Raw genomic sequence first — 20,172 nt, 5'->3', positions numbered from 1 at the left:
ATGGGTAGATCTCTTAAAAAAGGACCCTTTTGTGATGACCATCTTCTTAAAAAAGTAGAAGAGTTAAATAAAAATAATGATAAAAAAGTTATTAAAACATGGTCACGTCGTTCAACTATATTTCCAGAAATGGTTAGTCATACAATAGCTGTACATGACGGAAGAAAACACGTCCCTATATATATTACTGAAGATATGGTAGGTCACAAGCTGGGTGAGTTTGTTCCAACGAGAACTTTTAGATCTCATGTTGATAAAAACGAAAGGTCATCTGGTGTAAGATAAAGGAGAAGGAGGGAAATATAGTGGAAGCTAGAGCTATAGCCAAATATGTACGAATTTCACCATTAAAGGTAAATTTCATATGTAAAGAAATCAGAGGCAAACAAGTAGATGAAGCTTTATCAATCTTAAGATTTACACCTAAAAAGGGTGCAAGAGTTCTTGAAAAGGTTTTAACATCTGCAATTGCTAATGCTGAAAATAACTTCAATATGGATAGAGATAATCTTTTTGTAGCTGATGCCTACGCAAATGATGGTCCACATATGAAAAGATTTAGACCTAAAGCGAGAGGTAGCGCTTATCCAATATTAAAAAGAAGTAGTCATATAGGAGTAACTGTAAAAGAAAGAGACTAGAAAAGGAGGGATAGTTAATGGGTCAAAAGGTTAACCCACATGGTTTAAGGGTCGGAATAATTAAAGATTGGGATTCAAAATGGTACGCTGATAAAAAGACTTTTAATGAATATTTAGTGGAAGACAATAAAATACGTGAATTTGTTAAGAGAAAACTATTCATCTCTGGTATTTCTAAAATTGAAATTGAAAGAGCTGCTAATAGAATTAAACTTACAGTATTCACAGCTAAACCAGGAATGGTTATAGGTAAAGGTGGTTCTGGAGTAGAGGAATTAAGATTAGATATTGAAAAAATGACTAAAAAGTCTGTAGTTGTAAATGTTGAAGAAATTAAAATTCCAGAATTAAATGCTCAATTAGTTGCTGAAAATATTGCTTCTCAACTTGAGAGAAGGGTTTCATTCAGAAGAGCAATGAAACAAGCAATCCAAAGAACTATGAGAGCTGGTGGAAAAGGAATTAAAACTTCAGTATCAGGAAGACTTGGTGGAGCAGATATGGCCAGAACTGAAGGGTATAGTGAAGGGACAATACCTCTACAAACATTAAGAGCTGACATAGATTATGGATTTGCTGAGGCAGATACTACTTATGGTAAGCTTGGAGTAAAAGTATGGTTATATAAAGGTGAAGTTCTTCCTACTAAGAAGGTAGAAAAAGTAGAGAAAACTGTAAAAGAATAGGATAAATTCCGTAGGAAGGAGGAAAATAAAATGTTAATGCCTAAAAGAGTAAAATATCGTAGAGTTCATAGAGGAAGAATGAAAGGTAAGGCTAATCGTGGAAATACAATTACTTATGGAGAATTCGGTTTACAAGCGTTAGAACCAACTTGGATTACTTCCAATCAAATAGAGGCTGCAAGAAGAGCTATGACAAGATATGTAAAAAGAGGCGGTAATGTTTGGATTAAAGTATTCCCAGACAAACCAGTAACGGAAAAACCTGCTGAAACACGTATGGGTTCAGGAAAAGGTTCACCTGAGTATTGGGTAGCAGTAGTTAAACCAGGTAGAATTTTATTTGAAATGGGTGGAGTATCAGAGGAAGATGCTAGAGAAGCAATGAGACTTGCTGCACATAAATTGTCAATAAAGACAAAGTTCGTTACTCGTGAGGAATCGCAAGAAAAGGGTGGTGAAGCTAATGAAGATTAAGGAAGTACGCCAATTATCAGAAGTAGAATTAAATAATAAGCTAACAGAGTTAAAAGCTGAATTATTCAACTTAAGATTTCAATTGGCTACTGGTCAATTAGATAATCCATTACGAATAAAAGCAGTTAGAAAAGATATAGCTCGTGTTAAAACAATAGTTAGAGAACGAGAATTAGGTATAGGAAAGGAGGTTTAATCTTAGATGGAAAGAGGTAATCGTAAGGTTAGAATAGGCAATGTTGTAAGTGATAAGATGGATAAAACTGTAGTTGTTGCTGTTGAGACTTTCGTAACACATCCTTTATATAAGAAACAAATAAGGAAGACCACTAAGTTTAAAGCTCATGATGAGAATAATGAGTGTGGAGTTGGCGATATCGTTAAAATAATGGAAACCAGACCACTTAGTAAAGATAAAAGATGGAGAGTAGTAAATATAGTAGAAAAGGCTAAATAGTCCTTTTAACTTGGAAGGGAGGTATTCGAATGATTCAAACGGAAAGCCGTATGAGAATAGCTGATAATTCAGGTGCTAAAGAAGTATTAGTTATTAGAGTATTAGGTGGAACAAATAAGAAATATGCTAGGGTTGGAGATATAGTAATTTGTACCGTTAAAACAGCAACACCAGGCGGAGTTGTTAAAAAAGGCGAGGTAGTAAAAGCTGTTGTTGTAAGAACTAAACATGGAGTTAGAAGAAATGATGGTTCTTATATCAAATTCGATGATAATGCCGCTGTTATTATAAAAGATGACAAGAACCCAGTAGGTACTCGTATATTTGGACCTGTTACTAGGGAGCTTAGAAGAGGAAACTTTATGAAAATAATATCCTTGGCACCGGAAGTACTATAGGAGGAGGTGTAAAGCATGCATGTAAAGAGTGGAGACACAGTAGTTGTTATTGCTGGAAAAGATAAAGGCAAAAAAGGGAAAGTACTAAGAGTATTACCTAAAGAAAATAAAGTAATAGTTGAAGGCGTAAACATGCTTACAAAACATAAAAAAGCACAAGGACCTACAGCTCCAGGCGGAATAGTTAAAATGGAAGGCGCAATAAATGTATCAAATGTGATGTATTATTGTGAAAAAGATAAAACTGGAGTAAGAGTTGGTCATAGCTTACTAGCTGATGGAAACAAAGTAAGAGTGTGTAAAAAATGTGGAGAAGTTCTAGATAAATAGTTTAATGTAGAGAGGAGGTAATAGGAATGGCTTCCAGATTAAAAGAAAAGTATACAAATGAAGTAATAAACGCTTTAATGGAAAGATTTCAATATGGCAATATAATGGAAGTGCCAAGGCTTGAAAAAGTAGTAATTAACATGGGTATTGGAGAGGCTAGAGATAACCCGAAATTACTTGAATCAGCAGTTAAAGAATTAGAAATCATTGCAGGACAAAAACCAGTTATAACTAAAGCTAAAAAATCAATAGCGAATTTTAAGCTACGTGAAGGTATGAATGTAGGTACTAAAGTTACTCTTAGAGGAGACAGAATGTACTACTTTTTAGATAAATTGATGAATATTGCATTACCAAGAGTTAGAGACTTTAGAGGAGTAAGTGATACTTCTTTTGATGGTAGAGGAAATTATGCATTAGGAATTAAGGAACAGTTAATATTCCCTGAAATTGAATATGATAAGGTTGAATCTATTAGAGGATTAGATATCATAATCGTAACTACAGCAAAAACTGACGAAGAGGCAAAAGAGTTCTTAGCACTAATGGGTATGCCCTTTAAAAAGTAAAGAAGGAGGGAATTTTTTTGGCAAAGAAATCTATGGTTGTTAAACAACAAAGAAAACAAAAATTTAGCAGTAGAGAATATAATAGATGTAAAATATGTGGAAGGCCTCATGCTTATTTAAGAAAATATGGAATATGCCGTATTTGTTTTAGAGAATTAGCATATAAAGGTCAAATACCTGGAGTTAGAAAAGCAAGCTGGTAACAACAAGCTTATGAAAGGAGGTAGCTAAATTATGATGACAGACCCAATCGCAGATATGTTAACGAGAATAAGAAATGGGAACAATGCGAAGCATGATTCTGTTGATATTCCTGCTTCAAACATAAAAAAACAATTAGCTCAAATCCTATTAGATGAAGGATTTGTAAAAGGCTATGATGTAATAGATGATGGGAAACAAGGGATTATAAGAGTAGATTTGAAATATGGTAAACATAGTGAAAAGGTTATATCTGGAATTAAGAGAATTTCTAAACCAGGCCTTAGAGTATATGTAAAATCTGATGAAGTTCCAAGAGTATTAGGTGGTCTTGGAATAGCAATACTTTCCACTTCTAGTGGTATTATGACTGATAAAGTTGCTAGAAAAGAAGGAGTAGGCGGAGAAGTTATTTGTTACGTATGGTAATAGATAACTAAATTACGTGAAGGAGGTGCACTCATGTCAAGAATAGGGTTAAAACCAATTACTATCCCAAATGGCGTGGAGATTAAGATAAATGACAATAACTTAGTTGAGGTAAAAGGTCCTAAAGGACAATTAGCTGAGCAAATAAATCCTGATATGGAAGTAAAGATAGAAGATGGTGTGCTAACAATTGCTAGACCAACTGAAAACAAAAAACATAAATCTTTACATGGTTTATCAAGAACTTTAATTTCAAACATGATAATAGGAGTTACTGAAGGATATTCAAAGGATTTAGAGATTGAAGGTACTGGATATAGAGCTGCAAAACAAGGGAAAAAATTAGTACTAACTTTAGGATATTCCCATCCAGTAGAACTAGAAGATCCTGCAGGAATCGAAGTAGAAGTACCAGCAGCAAATAAAATTGTTGTTAAAGGTATTGATAAACAATTAGTAGGTAATTATGCGGCTAATATAAGAGCATATAGAAAACCAGAGCCTTATAAAGGTAAAGGTATTAGATATGTTGGTGAAGTAATAAGACGTAAGGTTGGTAAGACTGGTAAGTAGAAGGGAGTGAAGGACATTGTTTAAAAAGATAAATAGAAATGAAAATAGACAAGCAAGGCATTCAAGAGTAAGAAAAAAAATCAATGGAACTCCTGCTAGACCAAGACTTAATATCTATAGGAGTGGAAACCATATATATGCTCAAATAATTGATGACTCAATAGGTCATACATTAGTTTCAGCTTCCACATTAGATAAATCTGCAAACCTTACTACTACAAACAATAAAGAAGCTGCAAAATATGTTGGGGAAACTATTGCTAAAAGAGCAATAGAAAAAGGCATAGAAGAAGTAGTATTTGATAGAGGCGGATATATTTATCATGGAAGAGTAAGGGAACTTGCTGAATCAGCAAGAGAAGCTGGACTTAAGTTCTAATAGAAGGAGGGGAATTAATGGAACGTTCATATAAAGACGGAAGTGAATTAGAATTAAAAGAAAGAGTTGTTAGCATCAACCGTGTTACTAAAGTTGTAAAAGGTGGTAGAAACTTTAGATTCAGCGCTTTAGTTGTAGTAGGAGACGAAAACGGTAATGTTGGAGTAGGAATGGCTAAAGCATTAGAGGTACCTGAAGCTATTAGAAAAGCTATCCAAGATGCTAAAAAACATGTAATATCAGTTCCTCTTGTTGGAACTACAATACCACATGAAATTATTGGAGAATTTGGAGCAGGAAGAGTATTATTAAAACCATCTAAAGAAGGTACTGGAGTTATTGCTGGTGGAGCAGTGCGTGCTGTATGTGAATTAGCTGGTATAAGAGATATAAGAACAAAATGTTTAGGAACAAACAACCCAAGAAATGTTGTTAATGCTACAGTTGAAGCTCTAAAAGGACTTAAGAGAGCAGAAGATGTTGCAAAATTAAGAGGAAAAACTGTAGAAGAAATATTAGGCTAGGGGGGATTTTAGAATGGCTATGATCAAAATTAAGTTAGTTAAAAGCCCTATTGGCAGACCAGAGACTCACAGGAAAACAATAGAGGCTCTTGGATTCAAGAAGATTGGTCAAGTAGTGGAAAAGAATGATACCCCTCAAATTAGAGGTATGATACATCAAGTAAGCTACATGGTTGAAATACTAGATTAGATTTAAGGAGGTGTAACTATGAAACTAAATGATTTAAGACCAAATGCTGGCGGAGGAACTAAAGCTAAGAAGAGACTAGGTAGAGGTATTGGTTCTGGTCTTGGAAAAACATCTGGTAAAGGTCATAAGGGTCAAAACTCAAGATCAGGCGGTGGAGTTAGACCAGGGTTTGAAGGTGGCCAAATGCCATTATTTAGAAGAATTCCAAAGCGTGGCTTTACTAATATATTTGCAAAAGAATATGCCACAGTAAATATTGAAGAGTTAAATAGATTTCCAGAAAACACAGTTGTTACTCCAGAGCTTTTATTCAGTGAAGGAATAGTTAAAAAAGGAAAAGCAAAAGATGGAGTAAAAATACTTGGAGATGGGGAGCTTAGCATCAAACTTACTGTACAGGCACAAAAATTTAGTAAAACTGCCGCTGAAAAGATTGAGGCTGCAGGAGGAAAGGTAGAGGTGATATAAATGCTTTCGACCTTAAGGAATGCCTGGAGGATACCCGAAATTAGAAAGAAGATTATATTCACATTGTTAATGTTATTAGTTTTTAGATTAGGATCTAGTATACCAGTTCCATATATGAATAAAGATATTATAACTGATATATTTGAGAGAACTAAGGGCGGAATATTACAATTCCTTGACTTAATGGGCGGTGGAACCTTAAGTAACTTTAGCATATTTGCTACGAATATTTATCCATATATTACAGCATCTATTGTAATTCAACTTCTTACTATAGCGATTCCTAGATTAGAAGAATTAGCTAAAGAAGGAGAAGAAGGTAAGAAGAAAATAACAAAGTATACTAGATATACTGCTATGGGCTTAGCATTAATTCAAGCCATAGGATATACTTTTGGATTATTTAGTTCAGCATTACAAACTACTAATGCTCTACAAAATATAATAGTTATAATTACTATGGTAGCAGGTACCGCATTTTTAATGTGGATAGGAGATATGATAACTGAAAAAGGAATTGGTAACGGTATATCACTTATAATCTTTATAGGAATTATATCTAGATTACCAAGCGATTTAATAAACACATTTAATTTAGTGAGAATAGGCGAATTAAATGCAATAAAAGTTATTATCTTTGCTATAGTATTTTTGTTTATAATTGCACTTGTAGTTGCATTACAAGAAGGGGAAAGAAGAATTCCTGTTCAATATGCTAAGAGAGTAGTTGGAAGAAAAATGTATGGTGGTCAATCCACACATATACCTGTAAAAGTATCAATGGCAGGAGTAATGCCAGTAATATTTGCATCATCTTTACTAGCATTTCCACAAACCATAGCATTATTTACTAAAGGATCTCCTTCAGCATGGATAACTAAATGGTTGACACCACAAGGTAACATTGGTGTTTGGATATATTCAATATTAAATGTTCTATTGATTATGTTCTTTACTTATTTTTATACAGCTATTCAATTTAATACTGTAGAATATGCGAAGAACTTACAACAAAATGGAGGATTTATTCCAGGAATTAGACCAGGAAGACCAACATCTGAACATTTAAATAAGGTTGTAACTAGAATTACATTTGTTGGCGGATTAGCTTTAGCAGTTTTAGCATCTTTACCAATTATTTTATCTAAGATATTTGGTATGAGTGTTAATTTCGGTGGAACAAGTATAATAATAGTAGTAGGTGTTGCACTAGAAACTGTTAAACAAATGGAAGCACAAATGTTAATGAGACATTATAAAGGATTTTTAAATTAAGCTATAGGAGATGAGTAGTGTGAGATTAATCTTATTAGGGCCACCTGGTGTAGGTAAGGGAACTCAAGCATCAGCTATAGTAAAGAAATATAATATACCACATATTTCAACTGGAGATATATTCAGAGCAAATATAAAAGAGGGAACTGAATTAGGTAAAAAGGCCAAGGAATATATGGATAAAGGTCTTTTAGTACCAGATGAACTTGTGGTTTCAATTGTAAAAGACAGACTAACTAAAGAGGATTGTGTCGATGGTTTTCTTTTGGATGGATTTCCAAGAACTATAAATCAAGCGGAGGCTCTAGACAAAGAACTTACAAAAATGGGTATAAAACTTGATAAAGTTGTTAATATTGATGCAGACAAGGAAATTTTAATAGAAAGAGCTATTGGTAGAAGAATTTGCAAAACTTGTGGCGCTTCTTATCATATTAAATTTAACCCACCTAAGGTGGAAAATAAGTGCGATATAGATAATGGAGAATTATTTCAAAGAGATGACGATACCTATGATACAGTAGCTACTAGGATAGAAGTATATCTTAAACAGACACAACCACTAATTGACTATTATAAGGAAAAAGGGATAATACTTAATATAGATGGAACTAAACCAATAGAGGAAGTCTTTGAAACTATAGTGAAAGCTTTAGAAGATAAATAGGAAAGGTAATACCTTTTATAAAGAAGCCAGCATGTTAATAAGCTATTATAAAGAGGTGAATTTATAATGGATTTAAGTGACGACATAGCCATCGGTCAGGTGGTTAAGTCGAGAGCTGGAAGGGATAAAGGGAAAGTTTTCTTAGTACTGGACATCGTAGATAGTCAAAATGTATTGATTGTAGATGGGAGTTTAAGAAAACTTGACAATCCAAAACAGAAAAAAATGAAACATTTGATTGTTTATAATACGGTTTTACCTGAATTAAGGTATAAGCTGGATAATAAAATGAAGATCAATAATGCGTATATAAGAAAATTATTAGAACCTTTCAATAAGAGTTTCTAAATTTGTTTGAACAGGAGGTTCGAAAACCTAATGTCTAAATCTGATGTTATTGAAGTTGAAGGTACGGTAGTAGATGCCTTACCTAATGCTATTTTTAAAGTAAAACTAGAAAATGGTCATGAAATATTAGCCCATATTTCTGGAAAATTGAGAATGAATTATATAAGGATACTTCCTGGAGATAAGGTAACAGTTGAGCTGTCGCCCTATGATTTGACTAGAGGCAGAATAACCTGGCGAAACAAGTAGCATGGGAGGGATTTAAATGAAAGTAAGACCATCAGTTAAGAAGATATGTGAGAAATGCAAAATAATCAAAAGACATGGAAAAGTCATGGTTATTTGTGAAAATCCAAGACATAAGCAAAAACAAGGCTAATTATAACGAAATTGCTTTTGTGAATGTATTTATTTTAGGAGGTGTAAGCATTAATGGCAAGAATAGCAGGTGTTGACTTACCAAGAGACAAGAGAGTTGAAGTTGGTTTAACATATATATTCGGCATTGGTAGACCAAGAGCAAATGAAATATTAGCGAAGGCTGGTGTAAACCCAGATACTAGAGTAAAGGATTTAACAGAATCTGAAGTATCAAGCCTTAGAGCTGTTATAGATAGTTACCATGTAGAAGGTGACTTAAGAAGAGAAATTGCTCTAAATATAAAAAGACTTAGAGAGATCAATTGTTATAGAGGAATGAGACATAAGAGAGGACTTCCAGTAAGAGGTCAAAGGACTAAAACTAACGCTAGAACAAGAAAAGGTCCAAAGAGATTGGTATCTAAAAAGAAGTAGGTAAAGGAGGGAAATTAAGTGGCAGCTAAAAAAGGCAAAGCAACTCGTGTTAGAAGAAGAGAACGTAAAAACATAGAGAGAGGTCAAGCACATATCTCATCAACATTTAACAATACTATGGTTACCTTAACAGATTTACAAGGAAATGTATTGTCATGGGCTAGTGCTGGACAATTGGGTTTTAGGGGTTCAAGAAAATCTACTCCTTACGCAGCACAACAAGCAGCTGAAGAAGCAGCTAAAAAAGCTATGGAACACGGTTTAAAGAGTGTAGAAGTATATGTTAAGGGACCTGGTTCAGGAAGAGAAGCAGCAATTAGGTCATTACAAGCAACAGGATTAGAAGTAAATATGATTAAAGATGTTACTCCTATTCCTCATAACGGATGTAGACCACCAAAACGTAGAAGAGTTTAATAGGAGGTGTAGTAGATGGCAAGGTATACAGGTCCAGTTTGCAGACTATGTCGTAGGGAAGGTATGAAACTATTTCTAAAAGGAGATAGATGTTATACAGACCACTGTGCAGTAACTAAGAGAAATTATGCACCAGGACAGCACGGACAATCAAGAAAAAAAGTAACAGAATATGGAATGCAACTTAGGGAGAAACAAAAAGTTCGTAGATTCTATGGAATCTCTGAATCTCAAATGGTTAAATATTTCATAATGGCAGATAAAATGAAGGGAATAACAGGTGAAAACCTACTTAAAATCCTTGAATTAAGATTAGACAATGTTGTATATAGAATGGGTTTTGCATCATCAAGAGCAGAAGCTAGACAATTAGTAACACATGGTCATTTCTTAGTTAATGGTTCTAAAGTAGATATACCATCTGTAATTCTTTCTGTTGGAGATGTTATTGAAATAAAAGAAAGAACTAGAAGTAGTGAAAAGATTAAAAATTTAGTAGCAAATCATAATGGCAACACTGTTAAATGGATAAATGTGGATATTGATGGATTGAAGGGTAGCATAGTAGCTGAACCAACTAGAGAGGATATAGATATACCAGTAGAAGAACACTTAATCGTTGAGTTATATTCTAAATAATAGTATTCATAACAAAATCAGTTGCCCTCGTACTTTAACAAACCAAATTTTAAGGAGGGTTAATGTTAATGATAGAAATTGAAAAACCAAGAATTGAAATTCTAGAGTTGAGTGATGATGAGAGTTATGGAAAGTTTATGGTAGAGCCTCTTGAGAGGGGCTATGGTACAACCTTAGGCAATTCACTTAGAAGAGTGTTATTATCTTCATTACCAGGCGCAGCGGTATCTTCGATAAAAATTCAAGGAGTACTACATGAATTTTCAACTATACCAGGTGTACTGGAAGACGTACCAGAAATAATATTAAATATAAAAGGTCTTGCTGCTAGAATATATACTGATGAACCTGTGACCTTAAGAATTGAGGCACAAGGTTCTCAAGTTGTAACAGCAGGAGATATTATTACAGGACCAGATGTGGAGATTATAAATAAGGATCATCATATTGCTACCGTAAATGAAGATGGTAATCTATACATGGAACTTGAATTAGTTAAGGGTAGAGGCTATGTAGTAGCCGAAAGAAATAAAAAAGAAGGTCAACCAGTAGGCGTTATACCCGTTGACTCTGCATTTACTCCAGTAAAGAAAGTAAATTTTGCAGTGGAAAATACAAGAGTAGGTCAGATTACTGACTACGATAGATTGATTCTAGAAGTATGGACAAATGGAACGATGAATCCTGATGAGGCTACATCTTTAGGAGCAAAAATACTTACAGAACACTTAAATCTTTTTATTGGGCTAACTGAACATGTTAGTGAAGTTGAAATAATGGTAGAAAAAGAAGAGGACAAGAAAGAAAAAGTTCTTGAAATGACTGTTGAAGAGTTGGATCTTTCAGTACGTAGCTATAATTGCTTAAAGAGAGCAGCAATAAATACAGTAGAAGAATTAACACAGAAAACTGAAGAAGATATGATGAAAGTAAGAAATCTTGGTAAAAAATCCCTTGAGGAAGTACAAAGAAAACTTGCTGAATTAGGATTGAGTTTAAAAAAATCTGATGAGTAACAAGGCATGAAGGAGGGATAAATGTGACAACATTAAGAAAACTTGGTCGCCCTACAGATCAAAGAAAGGCAATGCTTAGAAACCTAGTAACATCCTTGTTGAGAACCGGAAAAATAGAAACAACAGTTACTAGAGCTAAGGAAACAAAAAGAATGGCAGACAAGATGATAACCTTAGCAAAAAGAGGAGATTTACATGCTAGACGTCAAGTTTTAGCTTATATATATGATGAAGATGTAGTAAAGAAGCTATTTGATGAAATAGGACCAAAATATCAAGATAGAAACGGTGGCTATACAAGGGTACTAAAAGTTGGACCTCGTCGTGGAGATGGGGCAGAAATAGCTATATTAGAATTGGTATAAATGGTAGGGGATTAAGTTTAAACTTAGTCCCTTTATTTTATGACCTAACTTAGCGAACGATAGTGAGCTTTAGTAGGTCAAACGCAATGAGAACCAAATCTATACGAACGTAGTAAGTAAATAGATTTGAGCTTCGAGACTGCGTGGATGTCCTACTATCAAAAGTATAGTAATGAATGATGGTAGGATGGTAGGTCAAAGGCAATGGGCATAGCGAGAAAATAAATTTGTGCAGTGAGACTAAAGAAATATACTAACTAAATTTAGGGTATAAATCTGTAAGATTGTGAATTGTAGATTGAATTAAGGGTATCCTTATGTTATATTAGAGTATGGAAATAATAAAAAAATAGAGGTATAACAATGAATGATACAATGATAAAAATCGAAGATGTTACCTATGAATATAAGTCATTAATAGATGATAGTACTCAACAGGCAGTAAAGAATTTAGATTTAGAAGTTAAAAAAGGTGAATTTTTATTAATATTAGGTCATAATGGTTCGGGTAAATCTACATTGGCTAAACTTATGAATGGATTATTGATGCCAACAACAGGTAATATTTTTGTAATGGGAATGAATACCAAAGATACAGAAAAAATATGGGAAATAAGGGAGAAAGCAGGTATGGTATTCCAAAACCCAGACAACCAAATAGTTGCTACAATAGTAGAAGAAGATGTAGCTTTTGGGCCGGAAAATTTAGGCATACCTCCATTAGAAATAAGGAAAAGGGTAGATGAAGCCTTAGAAATAGTTGAAATGACAGAGTATAAGAAACATGCACCTCATCTTCTATCAGGCGGTCAAAAGCAAAGAGTTGCTATTGCTGGAATACTTGCCATGAAGCCAGATTGTATTATTTTAGATGAGCCAACTGCTATGTTAGATCCTATAGGTAGACTTGAAGTAATGAATACTATAAAAAAGTTAAATAAAGAAGAAAATAAGACGATAGTTCTAATTACACATTATATGGATGAAGCTGTAGAGGCAGATAGAATTCTTGTAATGGAGCAAGGAGAAATAGTAATGGAAGGAACACCAAGGGAAATATTTAGACAAGTAGATAAAGTGAAGGAATTAGGTTTAGATGTACCCCAGGTAACTGAGTTAGTATATGAGTTAAGAAAAGAAGGATTATATATAAAAGAAGATATACTATCCATAGAAGAATTGGTGGAATTATTATGATGCTGAAAATAAATAATTTAAATTATTTATATAATAAAAATACTCCATTTGAAAAAAAGGCCCTTGATAATATAAATTTAGAAATAGACGAAGGGGAATTCATAGGATTAATAGGTCATACAGGTTCTGGAAAGTCTACTTTTGTACAACATTTAAATGGGTTAATGAAACCAACTTCAGGAAATATAATAATAGATGGAGTAAATATAGTAACAAAGGATGCAAATCTAAAAGAAGTTAGACAAAAAGTAGGACTTGTATTCCAGTATCCAGAGCATCAGCTGTTTGAAGAAACTATTTATAAGGATATCGCTTTTGGTCCTAAAAATTTAGGACTCAATGAAGAATATGTCCACAATAGGGTAAAAGAATCCATGGAATTAGTAGGACTAAATTTTGAAGAATTAAAGGATAGATCTCCTTTTGAGCTAAGCGGAGGACAAAAAAGAAGAGTAGCCATAGCAGGAGTAATAGCTATGAAACCTAAGATATTGGTTCTAGATGAGCCAACAGCAGGTCTTGATCCAAGAGGTAGGGATGAAATCTTAGGAGAAGTTCAAAGCCTTTATGAAAAAGGTGGCATTACAATAATATTAGTATCCCATAGTATGGAAGATGTGGCAAAGCTAGTAGATAGAATACTTGTAATGCACAAAGGCAGAGTAGAAATGGATGGCAGTACTAGGGAAGTCTTTAGAAGGGCAGAAGAATTGGAAGGTTTAGGATTGGGAGTTCCACAAATAACGAAATTTATGAAAAAGTTCAAAGAAAAGGGAAATGATGTTAATGACGATGTATTAACAGTAAATGAAGCTAAGGAAGAAATATTAAAGTTTTTAAGGAGAAAGAAAAATGCTTAAAGATATAACTATAGGTCAATATTTTCCTGGAAATACTATAATCCATAGATTAGACCCAAGAATAAAGATAACTATAATTTCATTGTTCATAGCATCATTGTTTTTCATCAATACTTTTATGCCATATATATTTATATTGGGTTTTATTCTTATGGTAGTTAAGGTATCAAATGTGCCATTAAAGTTTATTTTAAAAGGAATTAGACCCCTTTTATTTATCATATTAATAACTTTTACTATAAATATTTTTATGACTAAAGGAGAAGTATTGTATGACATAGGACCTTTGGCTGTAACTAAAGAAGGACTATATTTAGCTGTTTTTATGGCGTTAAGGTTAATCTTTCTAATTACAGGTACTTCACTTCTTACACTTACTACATCGCCTATAGCATTAACTGATGGAATAGAAAAATTATTATCGCCATTTAAAAAAATTGGATTACCAGCCCATGAATTAGCTATGATGATGACCATAGCATTAAGGTTTATTCCTACACTATTAGAAGAAACTGATAAAATAATGAAAGCCCAAATGGCTAGAGGTGCGGATTTTGAATCTGGTAATATATTGAGTCGGGCTAAGAACTTGGTACCACTATTAGTGCCTTTATTTATAAATGCTTTTAGAAGAGCTGATGAATTGGCTACAGCAATGGAGGCTAGATGCTATAGAGGTGGAGATAATAGAACTAGATTGAATGAGTTAAATTTAGAAAAAATAGACATAATAACATTAATATCCATGACTATATTTTTTGGATTTATTATAAGTACTAGATATATATAGGGGTAATTATGAAGAATATTAAACTTACCATTGAATATGAAGGGACAAATTATTCTGGATGGCAAAGACAAGATAATGCTATAACCATACAGGGGAAATTGGAAGATGCTTTAGAAATCTTAGTGGAGGAGAAAATAAAGCTTATTGGTTCTGGAAGAACTGATGGAAAGGTTCATGCATTAGGACAGGTTGCAAATTTTTTGACCACATCCAATATTCCAGGGGAAAGGTATAAATATGCTTTAAAGTTTTTATTACCTGATGATATTACTATTATAGAATCAGAAGAAGTGGATCTAAACTTTCATGCAAGATTCGATGCTCTTAAAAAGAAATATAAGTATATAGTATATACTGGGGAATTGCCAAGAGCTATATATAGAAATTTTTCTTATTATGTGCCATATAATATTGATATAAATAAGATGATAGAAGCTTCTAAATATTTAATTGGAACCCATGACTTTTCTGCCTTTATGTCTGCTAATTCAGATGTAAATAGTACTATTAGAACAATTTATGATATATCCATAGAAAAAAACAAAGATTTAATAAAATTTAGTGTAGAAGGAAATAGTTTCCTTAGAAATATGGTGAGAATAATTGTAGGTACGTTGCTTTTTGTTGGATTTGGGAGAATTGATGTGGATAATTTACCCAAAATAATCCTAGATGGAGAAAGAAAAGGGGCAGGACCTACGGCTCCACCTCAGGGATTATTTTTAGAAAAAGTTTACTACCCTTAAAAAACGTATTGACATAGCTAATTACTTGTATTAGAATATATTAGAGTGTTTTAAAAAAGCCCCGGAACTTTTTTAACTTTGATTACTCAACGTTGGTATAAGGAGGGAAAATGATGAAAAGCTTTATGGCTAAAACAAACGAAGTTGATAGAAAATGGTATGTAATAGATGCAGATGGCAAAGTATTAGGAAGATTAGCTACAGAGGTAGCTACAATACTAAGTGGAAAGAATAAGCCAATATATACTCCTCATGTAGACACTGGTGACTTTGTTATCATAATAAATGCAGATAAAATTAAATTAACTGGTAAAAAATTAGAACAAAAAAGTCATTTCTACCATACTGGATATCCAGGTGGAGGAAAAGAAATATCATATAAGAGAATGATGGAAGAAAAGCCAGAAATGGCTATTGAATTAGCAGTAAAAGGAATGCTTCCTAAGAATAGTCTAGGAAGAAAAATGATTAAAAAGATGAAAGTTTATAGTGGAAATGAGCATAATCACGAAGCTCAAAGACCTGAGATATATGAATTTTAATGCTCACGAGAAAGGAGGACTGTAAGTGGCTAATATACAATTTTTGGGAACAGGAAGAAGGAAGACTTCAATAGCAAGAGTTAGATTAGTACCAGGAAATGGTAATATTACTATAAATAAAAGAGATATAGCAGAATATTTCGATTATGAGACTTTAAGAGTAATTGCAAAAGAACCACTTGTTATTACTGAAACTATGGATAAATATGATGTTTTGATAAATGTTGAAGGCGGTGGGTCTACAGGTCAAGCTGGTGCAATTAGACATGGTATAGCAAGAGCACTAATTGAATCAGATGGAGAGTTAAGACCTATACTTAAAAAAGCAGGACATTTAACAAGAGATTCAAGAATGAAAGAAAGAAAGAAATATGGTCTTAAGAAAGCAAGAAGATCACCACAATTTAGCAAGAGATAGAACAAACAATGGAACACCAAAGGCATATATACCTTTGGTGTTTTTTGATATAAATTTATTTTATAATGACTTATATAGATAATGTATTTATGTCCACTATATTTAAACCGACAATCAGTAGATATATTCTCCTAGTTGGTGGTTTTTTATTCTATGATTAATAATATTATTTATATACATTTCTAAAAATTATCATTGACATTTTGGTCTATTCAGTATAGATTAAAATAGGAAGTCGATTCTGAATAGACCAAGGAGGTTTATCATGAAGTATTATAAACTTGCAGAAACTGAAGAGAAGTTTGCAGAATTAATCTGGCAGAACGAGCCGATTAGTTCTGGTGATCTTGTGAAGTTATCTGAAAAAGAAATGAATTGGAAGAAATCAACAACATATACAGTACTTAAAAAATTATGTGAAAAAGACATTTTCCAAAATGAAAATACTATTGTATCATCTCTAGTCACAAAGGATGAGTATTACGCAAAGCAAAGCGTTCGCTTCGTTGAGGATACTTTTGGAGGGTCATTGCCGAAATTTATAACGTCTTTTATTGGAGCAAGAAAATTAAGTAGATACCAGGTTGAAGAGATAAAAAAGTTGATTGATGAGTATGAGGAGGTGTAGCAATGAGTGAACAATTTCTTACCGTTTTTAATATGAGCCTTACGGCAAGCTATGTAATCATTTTTGTAATATTTATCAGACTACTACTCAAAAAAGCTCCAAAATTTGTCTCCTACGCATTATGGGGTGTGGTGGCATTTCGCCTTATAACTCCGTTCTCCTTTGAAAGCATGTTTAGCCTTATGCCACGGAATACAAATTCTGTTCCAATCCCCCGTGATATTATCTATCAGCAAAGCCTGCAGATTAATAGTGGGATAGAAGTAGTTGATTCTTTTGTAAGCAAATCACTTCCTGCACCGACTATTGGAGCAAGTGCAAACCCACTTCAGATTTATGTGCAAATAGGTATATACATCTGGATATTAGGCATAATAGTATTACTTATTTACAGTCTAGTGTCCATTTTACAATTAAAAAGACAGCTAAAAAGTGCACAATTGATAGAGAAGAATATCTACGAAGCTGAGAATTTAAAAACACCATTTGTGCTTGGCTTAGCAAGACCAAAGATTTATTTACCAGTTGGACTTAACGCCGCCGAAAGAAGCTATATTTTGCTACATGAGCAGACCCACATCCATCGAAAAGACCACATAATTAAGTTGTTAGCTTTCTTTATATTGTCCATACATTGGTTTAATCCTCTTGTGTGGATAGCGTTTATGTTAATGAGCATAGATATCGAGCTATCCTGTGATGAAAGAGTATTGAAAGAAATGAATGAAGATATTAAAAAGTCTTATGCTAATTCGTTATTGTCGCTTGCTACAGGAAGGCACATTTTAAATGGTAGTCCTCTTGCTTTTGGTGAGGGGAATGTAAAAGTGAGGATAAAAAATGTGTTGAATTATAAAAGACCAAGGTTTTGGGTAATTGTTTTCTCAACTATCATTGTGACAGCAGTTGGAATCGGACTAATAGCAAATCCGAAAGCTACGGCAATAATTGGTGCGGATGGACCTACTGATATAATTATTAGCCCCAAAAATGGAGTTGTAATAGCCGAGTCAGACAGGGTTACATTATATGTAAATAATGTAAAAGAAGATATGTATGAAGGAATTACAGTACAAACAAAGGATACTATCAATTCTTTTTCATGGGTTAATGTGATAAATCCAACTATGCACCAACTATTAATGTTGTAGATGTAGATAATGATGGCAAAGAGGAAATAATTATTATATTAGTAACAGATTATGGTACAGGTGTTTTACATCAAGATATTCATATTTTAAATATGGAAGATTTATCTGAAATTAATACACAAGACCCTATCGATGAAATCAATAAAGAAGTAAATTCTACCATTACTAAAAAAGAAGGCGAAGTAAATGTGATAATAAAATGGGATGGAAAGGTAATTGAAAAAAGCTATAATGAATCAGATGCTGGTATTTGGTTTGATGAAGTTACATTCGGTTCAGTTATTATGTATGAAATAATTGATAACAAAATAACTGCAAGTATATTAGGCGCTGTATCACCTTCAGGATTTCCTGTAACAGCATTTATTGAATATGGCTCAGACCTTAGAGTTGATACTATTACAATCCTTGAGCAATAAGATTTATATTTCACTTGAAATATAAATAGTAATATAATAAACAGGTTAAACGGGCAGATTAATAGTAGTATATAGACATTTTACACGATTTACACATGGTTTAAAATAGTTACTTTATACATTCCGATATATTGTGGTTGGAGTATGGCTTATAACACTATATATAGTGTATTTTAGGTAAATTTATTCCGTACATCAGTTACCAAAACGATAATATAATGAAAAATAAAACCCCCCCAAATACTGATATTTGAGGGGTTTATTATTTGTGAGATTCTATGAAAACTTATGAAAATTCATTCGTAACTAACTAACAAACAACTAACACGCAACTAACAAACTATTTTAACATGTCAATAGCTTCTAAAAGTTCTTTAATGTCTGTATGAGTATAGATATCAGCAGTAGTTGAGTAGTTAGCGTGACCTATTATATTTTGCAAAGATTTTTTGTTCGATCCTGCTCTATCCATTCTGCTAGCAAAAGTATGCCTACAATCATGAGGAGTGTGTTCCATATTTAAAATACTCATTGTAGGCATCTAGATTTCCCTGTAATAGTTGTCATATAGTAATATTTACCTAATACAATTATAAATTACTCTAATGAACAGATATCTTTTAAAAGATTTATAATATCTTTATTAGTAAGAAATTATAGTAAACACTGGACCTCCAGTGTATTTTTAATATTTTCATAATTAATCTAACTTTTCCTTGGAATATACTTTGTAAGATTACAATATATTTCTATAGGAGGGGATAAGGAGAGATGAAATTACTTATTATCAAAAAAAGATATATTAGACTAGTAGCAGCAGTAGCAGCTATAATTTTAATACTAAGCTATGGCTTATTGAAGCAATCTGAGGTTATGCCCGTAAGTTATCTGCCAATAGCAAATAAAATCATTGCTATAGACCCAGGCCATGGAGGCGTAGATCCAGGAGCAGTAAGTAAAAATGGAATTAAAGAAGATGAGATAAATTTAGCAATATCATTAAAACTTAAAAGATTGATTGAGCAAAGTGGTGGAATAGTTTTTATGACTAGAACGACAGATAAAGGCTTATATACATCAGAGGCTAAAACCCTTAGACAAATGAAAACCGAAGATTTAAAAAAGAGAAGGGAAATTGTAAATAATAGTGGCAGCCATATATTTATATCAATACATTTAAACAGCTTTACTAGACCTAATTATTATGGGGCACAGACATTTTATAAAAGTGGATCAGAAGAGGGAGAGAAATTAGCATCAATAATACAAGAAGAATTAAAAAATATATTAGATAAAGATAATAAAAGACAGCCTTATGAAAGAGATGATGTATATATATTAAAAGAGGTAAGTATGCCGGCAGTATTAGTTGAATGTGGTTTTCTCTCAAATGCTGCGGAAGAAAAGCTATTAATAGATGAATCGTATCAAGAAAAAATAGCATGGTCAATATATGTGGGAATAATGAATTATTTTAACGATATGGATGCAAATCATAAATTTTGAAATGTTAATAAAAGCTGTGGATAAGATTGATAACTGTGAATAGTTGATAATACATATTTATCAGTATTAGGAAA

At 32.9% G+C, this 20,172-nt stretch carries 37 protein-coding genes; 36 read left to right on the top strand and 1 reads right to left on the bottom strand.

Annotated elements, in window-relative coordinates; genetic code table 11:
- The 35 genes from rpsS (at window position 1) to ABWP20_RS04510 (ending at window position 18,592) form a co-directional block, all read left to right on the top strand.
- Window positions 1-285 carry a 30S ribosomal protein S19 gene (gene rpsS, locus ABWP20_RS04680; RefSeq protein ID WP_353094223.1) on the top strand — a complete coding sequence of 95 codons (285 nt, stop codon included), beginning with the start codon at window positions 1-3 and terminating at the stop codon, window positions 283-285.
- Window positions 286-305: 20 nt separating this feature from the next.
- The gene (rplV, locus tag ABWP20_RS04675) at window positions 306-641 is read left to right on the top strand and encodes a 50S ribosomal protein L22 (RefSeq protein WP_353094221.1); all 336 of its coding nucleotides are present in this window, start codon (window positions 306-308) and stop codon (window positions 639-641) included.
- A 17-nt stretch (window positions 642-658) separates the two neighbouring features.
- The gene (rpsC, locus tag ABWP20_RS04670) at window positions 659-1,327 is read left to right on the top strand and encodes a 30S ribosomal protein S3 (protein ID WP_353094219.1); all 669 of its coding nucleotides are present in this window, start codon (window positions 659-661) and stop codon (window positions 1,325-1,327) included.
- Window positions 1,328-1,357: 30 nt separating this feature from the next.
- Window positions 1,358-1,801, top strand: a complete 444-nt coding sequence (gene rplP, locus ABWP20_RS04665) for a 50S ribosomal protein L16 (protein WP_353094217.1) — start codon at window positions 1,358-1,360, stop codon at window positions 1,799-1,801.
- Window positions 1,791-1,997, top strand: coding sequence for a 50S ribosomal protein L29 (rpmC, locus tag ABWP20_RS04660; protein ID WP_072976872.1), 207 nt, complete (start codon window positions 1,791-1,793; stop codon window positions 1,995-1,997). The genes rplP and rpmC overlap by 11 nt, the downstream gene beginning before the upstream one ends.
- A 6-nt stretch (window positions 1,998-2,003) precedes the next feature.
- Window positions 2,004-2,258 carry a 30S ribosomal protein S17 gene (gene rpsQ / locus ABWP20_RS04655; protein WP_072976875.1) on the top strand — a complete coding sequence of 85 codons (255 nt, stop codon included), beginning with the start codon at window positions 2,004-2,006 and terminating at the stop codon, window positions 2,256-2,258.
- Window positions 2,259-2,287: 29 nt separating this feature from the next.
- A complete protein-coding gene (gene rplN / locus ABWP20_RS04650) occupies window positions 2,288-2,656 on the top strand; it encodes a 50S ribosomal protein L14 (RefSeq protein ID WP_072976877.1) in 369 nt (122 codons plus the stop codon).
- Between the two features lie 15 nt (window positions 2,657-2,671).
- Window positions 2,672-2,986: a 50S ribosomal protein L24 gene (gene rplX / locus ABWP20_RS04645; protein ID WP_353094215.1), complete on the top strand. Its 315-nt coding sequence runs from the start codon at window positions 2,672-2,674 to the stop codon at window positions 2,984-2,986.
- Between the two features lie 26 nt (window positions 2,987-3,012).
- On the top strand, window positions 3,013-3,555 hold the full coding sequence (rplE, locus tag ABWP20_RS04640) for a 50S ribosomal protein L5 (protein WP_353094213.1): 543 nt from the start codon (window positions 3,013-3,015) through the stop codon (window positions 3,553-3,555).
- A 17-nt stretch (window positions 3,556-3,572) separates the two neighbouring features.
- Entirely contained in the window at window positions 3,573-3,758 is a 186-nt protein-coding gene (locus ABWP20_RS04635; RefSeq protein ID WP_353094212.1) for a type Z 30S ribosomal protein S14, read from the top strand.
- A gap of 31 nt (window positions 3,759-3,789) precedes the next feature.
- The gene (rpsH, locus tag ABWP20_RS04630) at window positions 3,790-4,185 is read left to right on the top strand and encodes a 30S ribosomal protein S8 (RefSeq protein WP_353094210.1); all 396 of its coding nucleotides are present in this window, start codon (window positions 3,790-3,792) and stop codon (window positions 4,183-4,185) included.
- A 33-nt stretch (window positions 4,186-4,218) separates the two neighbouring features.
- Window positions 4,219-4,758: a 50S ribosomal protein L6 gene (gene rplF / locus ABWP20_RS04625; protein ID WP_353094208.1), complete on the top strand. Its 540-nt coding sequence runs from the start codon at window positions 4,219-4,221 to the stop codon at window positions 4,756-4,758.
- Window positions 4,759-4,774: 16 nt separating this feature from the next.
- The gene (gene rplR / locus ABWP20_RS04620; RefSeq protein WP_353094206.1) at window positions 4,775-5,137 is read left to right on the top strand and encodes a 50S ribosomal protein L18; all 363 of its coding nucleotides are present in this window, start codon (window positions 4,775-4,777) and stop codon (window positions 5,135-5,137) included.
- A 17-nt stretch (window positions 5,138-5,154) separates the two neighbouring features.
- Window positions 5,155-5,661: a 30S ribosomal protein S5 gene (rpsE, locus tag ABWP20_RS04615; protein ID WP_353094204.1), complete on the top strand. Its 507-nt coding sequence runs from the start codon at window positions 5,155-5,157 to the stop codon at window positions 5,659-5,661.
- A gap of 13 nt (window positions 5,662-5,674) precedes the next feature.
- Complete coding sequence (rpmD, locus tag ABWP20_RS04610; RefSeq protein WP_353094203.1) at window positions 5,675-5,851, top strand: 50S ribosomal protein L30; 177 nt, start codon at window positions 5,675-5,677, stop codon at window positions 5,849-5,851.
- Between the two features lie 18 nt (window positions 5,852-5,869).
- Window positions 5,870-6,319 carry a 50S ribosomal protein L15 gene (rplO, locus tag ABWP20_RS04605; protein ID WP_353094201.1) on the top strand — a complete coding sequence of 150 codons (450 nt, stop codon included), beginning with the start codon at window positions 5,870-5,872 and terminating at the stop codon, window positions 6,317-6,319.
- Window positions 6,320-7,594 carry a preprotein translocase subunit SecY gene (gene secY, locus ABWP20_RS04600; RefSeq protein WP_353094199.1) on the top strand — a complete coding sequence of 425 codons (1,275 nt, stop codon included), beginning with the start codon at window positions 6,320-6,322 and terminating at the stop codon, window positions 7,592-7,594.
- Window positions 7,595-7,613: 19 nt separating this feature from the next.
- A complete protein-coding gene (locus tag ABWP20_RS04595; RefSeq protein ID WP_353094198.1) occupies window positions 7,614-8,261 on the top strand; it encodes an adenylate kinase in 648 nt (215 codons plus the stop codon).
- A 66-nt stretch (window positions 8,262-8,327) separates the two neighbouring features.
- Window positions 8,328-8,609: a KOW domain-containing RNA-binding protein gene (locus ABWP20_RS04590; protein WP_353094196.1), complete on the top strand. Its 282-nt coding sequence runs from the start codon at window positions 8,328-8,330 to the stop codon at window positions 8,607-8,609.
- 30 nt (window positions 8,610-8,639) lie between these two features.
- Window positions 8,640-8,858 carry a translation initiation factor IF-1 gene (gene infA / locus ABWP20_RS04585; RefSeq protein WP_072976916.1) on the top strand — a complete coding sequence of 73 codons (219 nt, stop codon included), beginning with the start codon at window positions 8,640-8,642 and terminating at the stop codon, window positions 8,856-8,858.
- A 16-nt stretch (window positions 8,859-8,874) separates the two neighbouring features.
- Window positions 8,875-8,988 (top strand): 50S ribosomal protein L36, encoded by a 114-nt coding sequence (rpmJ, locus tag ABWP20_RS04580; RefSeq protein ID WP_072976919.1) that lies wholly within the window; start codon window positions 8,875-8,877, stop codon window positions 8,986-8,988.
- A gap of 53 nt (window positions 8,989-9,041) precedes the next feature.
- Entirely contained in the window at window positions 9,042-9,404 is a 363-nt protein-coding gene (gene rpsM / locus ABWP20_RS04575) for a 30S ribosomal protein S13 (protein ID WP_353094193.1), read from the top strand.
- 18 nt (window positions 9,405-9,422) lie between these two features.
- Complete coding sequence (rpsK, locus tag ABWP20_RS04570) at window positions 9,423-9,821, top strand: 30S ribosomal protein S11 (protein WP_353094191.1); 399 nt, start codon at window positions 9,423-9,425, stop codon at window positions 9,819-9,821.
- Window positions 9,822-9,836: 15 nt separating this feature from the next.
- The gene (gene rpsD, locus ABWP20_RS04565; RefSeq protein WP_353094189.1) at window positions 9,837-10,460 is read left to right on the top strand and encodes a 30S ribosomal protein S4; all 624 of its coding nucleotides are present in this window, start codon (window positions 9,837-9,839) and stop codon (window positions 10,458-10,460) included.
- Window positions 10,461-10,528: 68 nt separating this feature from the next.
- Window positions 10,529-11,476, top strand: a complete 948-nt coding sequence (locus ABWP20_RS04560; RefSeq protein ID WP_353094188.1) for a DNA-directed RNA polymerase subunit alpha — start codon at window positions 10,529-10,531, stop codon at window positions 11,474-11,476.
- Between the two features lie 23 nt (window positions 11,477-11,499).
- A complete protein-coding gene (rplQ, locus tag ABWP20_RS04555; RefSeq protein WP_353094186.1) occupies window positions 11,500-11,841 on the top strand; it encodes a 50S ribosomal protein L17 in 342 nt (113 codons plus the stop codon).
- Window positions 11,842-12,204: 363 nt separating this feature from the next.
- On the top strand, window positions 12,205-13,038 hold the full coding sequence (locus ABWP20_RS04550) for an energy-coupling factor transporter ATPase (RefSeq protein ID WP_503012511.1): 834 nt from the start codon (window positions 12,205-12,207) through the stop codon (window positions 13,036-13,038).
- A complete protein-coding gene (locus tag ABWP20_RS04545) occupies window positions 13,035-13,898 on the top strand; it encodes an energy-coupling factor transporter ATPase (RefSeq protein ID WP_353094184.1) in 864 nt (287 codons plus the stop codon). The genes ABWP20_RS04550 and ABWP20_RS04545 overlap by 4 nt, the downstream gene beginning before the upstream one ends.
- Window positions 13,891-14,688, top strand: a complete 798-nt coding sequence (locus ABWP20_RS04540) for an energy-coupling factor transporter transmembrane component T family protein (protein WP_353094182.1) — start codon at window positions 13,891-13,893, stop codon at window positions 14,686-14,688. The genes ABWP20_RS04545 and ABWP20_RS04540 overlap by 8 nt, the downstream gene beginning before the upstream one ends.
- Window positions 14,689-14,696: 8 nt before the next feature.
- Window positions 14,697-15,434, top strand: coding sequence for a tRNA pseudouridine(38-40) synthase TruA (gene truA / locus ABWP20_RS04535; protein WP_353094179.1), 738 nt, complete (start codon window positions 14,697-14,699; stop codon window positions 15,432-15,434).
- A gap of 113 nt (window positions 15,435-15,547) precedes the next feature.
- A complete protein-coding gene (gene rplM, locus ABWP20_RS04530) occupies window positions 15,548-15,976 on the top strand; it encodes a 50S ribosomal protein L13 (RefSeq protein WP_353094177.1) in 429 nt (142 codons plus the stop codon).
- A gap of 25 nt (window positions 15,977-16,001) precedes the next feature.
- The gene (rpsI, locus tag ABWP20_RS04525) at window positions 16,002-16,394 is read left to right on the top strand and encodes a 30S ribosomal protein S9 (protein WP_353094175.1); all 393 of its coding nucleotides are present in this window, start codon (window positions 16,002-16,004) and stop codon (window positions 16,392-16,394) included.
- A gap of 265 nt (window positions 16,395-16,659) precedes the next feature.
- Entirely contained in the window at window positions 16,660-17,022 is a 363-nt protein-coding gene (locus tag ABWP20_RS04520; protein ID WP_353094173.1) for a BlaI/MecI/CopY family transcriptional regulator, read from the top strand.
- 2 nt (window positions 17,023-17,024) lie between these two features.
- Window positions 17,025-18,173, top strand: coding sequence for a M56 family metallopeptidase (locus tag ABWP20_RS04515; protein WP_353094171.1), 1,149 nt, complete (start codon window positions 17,025-17,027; stop codon window positions 18,171-18,173).
- A gap of 92 nt (window positions 18,174-18,265) precedes the next feature.
- On the top strand, window positions 18,266-18,592 hold the full coding sequence (locus ABWP20_RS04510; protein WP_353094169.1) for a hypothetical protein: 327 nt from the start codon (window positions 18,266-18,268) through the stop codon (window positions 18,590-18,592).
- A 340-nt stretch (window positions 18,593-18,932) separates the two neighbouring features.
- On the opposite strand, the gene ABWP20_RS04505 is transcribed toward ABWP20_RS04510, so the two are convergent.
- Window positions 18,933-19,133: a tyrosine-type recombinase/integrase gene (locus tag ABWP20_RS04505; protein ID WP_353094167.1), complete on the bottom strand. Its 201-nt coding sequence runs from the start codon at window positions 19,131-19,133 to the stop codon at window positions 18,933-18,935.
- 230 nt (window positions 19,134-19,363) lie between these two features.
- Here ABWP20_RS04505 and cwlD point away from each other — a divergent pair, with 230 nt between their 5' ends.
- On the top strand, window positions 19,364-20,098 hold the full coding sequence (gene cwlD / locus ABWP20_RS04500; RefSeq protein WP_353094165.1) for an N-acetylmuramoyl-L-alanine amidase CwlD: 735 nt from the start codon (window positions 19,364-19,366) through the stop codon (window positions 20,096-20,098).
- Window positions 20,099-20,172 lie beyond the last annotated feature (74 nt).

It is taken from the genome of Tissierella praeacuta (genome assembly GCF_040396155.1).
GTDB classification, from domain to species: Bacteria; Bacillota; Clostridia; order Tissierellales; family Tissierellaceae; genus Tissierella; species Tissierella praeacuta_A.
Note: the sequence above shows the minus strand (reverse complement) of the source record. Positions and strands in the feature narration are given on the sequence as shown.

Excerpts from the sequence above, each read along its gene's own strand:
- ABWP20_RS04515 (WP_353094171.1), top strand. The coding sequence starts at position 17,025 with ATGAGTGAACAATTTCTTACCGTTTTTAATATGAGCCTTACGGCAAGC.
- rplM (WP_353094177.1), top strand. The coding sequence starts at position 15,548 with ATGAAAAGCTTTATGGCTAAAACAAACGAAGTTGATAGAAAATGGTAT.
- rpsH (WP_353094210.1), top strand. The coding sequence starts at position 3,790 with ATGATGACAGACCCAATCGCAGATATGTTAACGAGAATAAGAAATGGG.
- infA (WP_072976916.1), top strand. The coding sequence starts at position 8,640 with ATGTCTAAATCTGATGTTATTGAAGTTGAAGGTACGGTAGTAGATGCC.
- ABWP20_RS04590 (WP_353094196.1), top strand. The coding sequence starts at position 8,328 with ATGGATTTAAGTGACGACATAGCCATCGGTCAGGTGGTTAAGTCGAGA.
- ABWP20_RS04550 (WP_503012511.1), top strand. The coding sequence starts at position 12,205 with ATGAATGATACAATGATAAAAATCGAAGATGTTACCTATGAATATAAG.
- truA (WP_353094179.1), top strand. The coding sequence starts at position 14,697 with ATGAAGAATATTAAACTTACCATTGAATATGAAGGGACAAATTATTCT.
- ABWP20_RS04540 (WP_353094182.1), top strand. The coding sequence starts at position 13,891 with ATGCTTAAAGATATAACTATAGGTCAATATTTTCCTGGAAATACTATA.
- rpsQ (WP_072976875.1), top strand. The coding sequence starts at position 2,004 with ATGGAAAGAGGTAATCGTAAGGTTAGAATAGGCAATGTTGTAAGTGAT.
- secY (WP_353094199.1), top strand. The coding sequence starts at position 6,320 with ATGCTTTCGACCTTAAGGAATGCCTGGAGGATACCCGAAATTAGAAAG.
- rpsD (WP_353094189.1), top strand. The coding sequence starts at position 9,837 with ATGGCAAGGTATACAGGTCCAGTTTGCAGACTATGTCGTAGGGAAGGT.
- rpmD (WP_353094203.1), top strand. The coding sequence starts at position 5,675 with ATGGCTATGATCAAAATTAAGTTAGTTAAAAGCCCTATTGGCAGACCA.
- ABWP20_RS04545 (WP_353094184.1), top strand. The coding sequence starts at position 13,035 with ATGATGCTGAAAATAAATAATTTAAATTATTTATATAATAAAAATACT.
- rpmJ (WP_072976919.1), top strand. The coding sequence starts at position 8,875 with ATGAAAGTAAGACCATCAGTTAAGAAGATATGTGAGAAATGCAAAATA.
- ABWP20_RS04560 (WP_353094188.1), top strand. The coding sequence starts at position 10,529 with ATGATAGAAATTGAAAAACCAAGAATTGAAATTCTAGAGTTGAGTGAT.
- rplN (WP_072976877.1), top strand. The coding sequence starts at position 2,288 with ATGATTCAAACGGAAAGCCGTATGAGAATAGCTGATAATTCAGGTGCT.
- rpsM (WP_353094193.1), top strand. The coding sequence starts at position 9,042 with ATGGCAAGAATAGCAGGTGTTGACTTACCAAGAGACAAGAGAGTTGAA.
- rplF (WP_353094208.1), top strand. The coding sequence starts at position 4,219 with ATGTCAAGAATAGGGTTAAAACCAATTACTATCCCAAATGGCGTGGAG.
- rplX (WP_353094215.1), top strand. The coding sequence starts at position 2,672 with ATGCATGTAAAGAGTGGAGACACAGTAGTTGTTATTGCTGGAAAAGAT.
- rpsS (WP_353094223.1), top strand. The coding sequence starts at position 1 with ATGGGTAGATCTCTTAAAAAAGGACCCTTTTGTGATGACCATCTTCTT.
- ABWP20_RS04510 (WP_353094169.1), top strand. The coding sequence starts at position 18,266 with ATGGAAGATTTATCTGAAATTAATACACAAGACCCTATCGATGAAATC.
- rpsE (WP_353094204.1), top strand. The coding sequence starts at position 5,155 with ATGGAACGTTCATATAAAGACGGAAGTGAATTAGAATTAAAAGAAAGA.
- cwlD (WP_353094165.1), top strand. The coding sequence starts at position 19,364 with ATGAAATTACTTATTATCAAAAAAAGATATATTAGACTAGTAGCAGCA.
- rplE (WP_353094213.1), top strand. The coding sequence starts at position 3,013 with ATGGCTTCCAGATTAAAAGAAAAGTATACAAATGAAGTAATAAACGCT.
- rplP (WP_353094217.1), top strand. The coding sequence starts at position 1,358 with ATGTTAATGCCTAAAAGAGTAAAATATCGTAGAGTTCATAGAGGAAGA.
- rpsC (WP_353094219.1), top strand. The coding sequence starts at position 659 with ATGGGTCAAAAGGTTAACCCACATGGTTTAAGGGTCGGAATAATTAAA.
- ABWP20_RS04505 (WP_353094167.1), bottom strand. The coding sequence starts at position 19,133 with ATGCCTACAATGAGTATTTTAAATATGGAACACACTCCTCATGATTGT.
- ABWP20_RS04520 (WP_353094173.1), top strand. The coding sequence starts at position 16,660 with ATGAAGTATTATAAACTTGCAGAAACTGAAGAGAAGTTTGCAGAATTA.
- rpmC (WP_072976872.1), top strand. The coding sequence starts at position 1,791 with ATGAAGATTAAGGAAGTACGCCAATTATCAGAAGTAGAATTAAATAAT.
- rplO (WP_353094201.1), top strand. The coding sequence starts at position 5,870 with ATGAAACTAAATGATTTAAGACCAAATGCTGGCGGAGGAACTAAAGCT.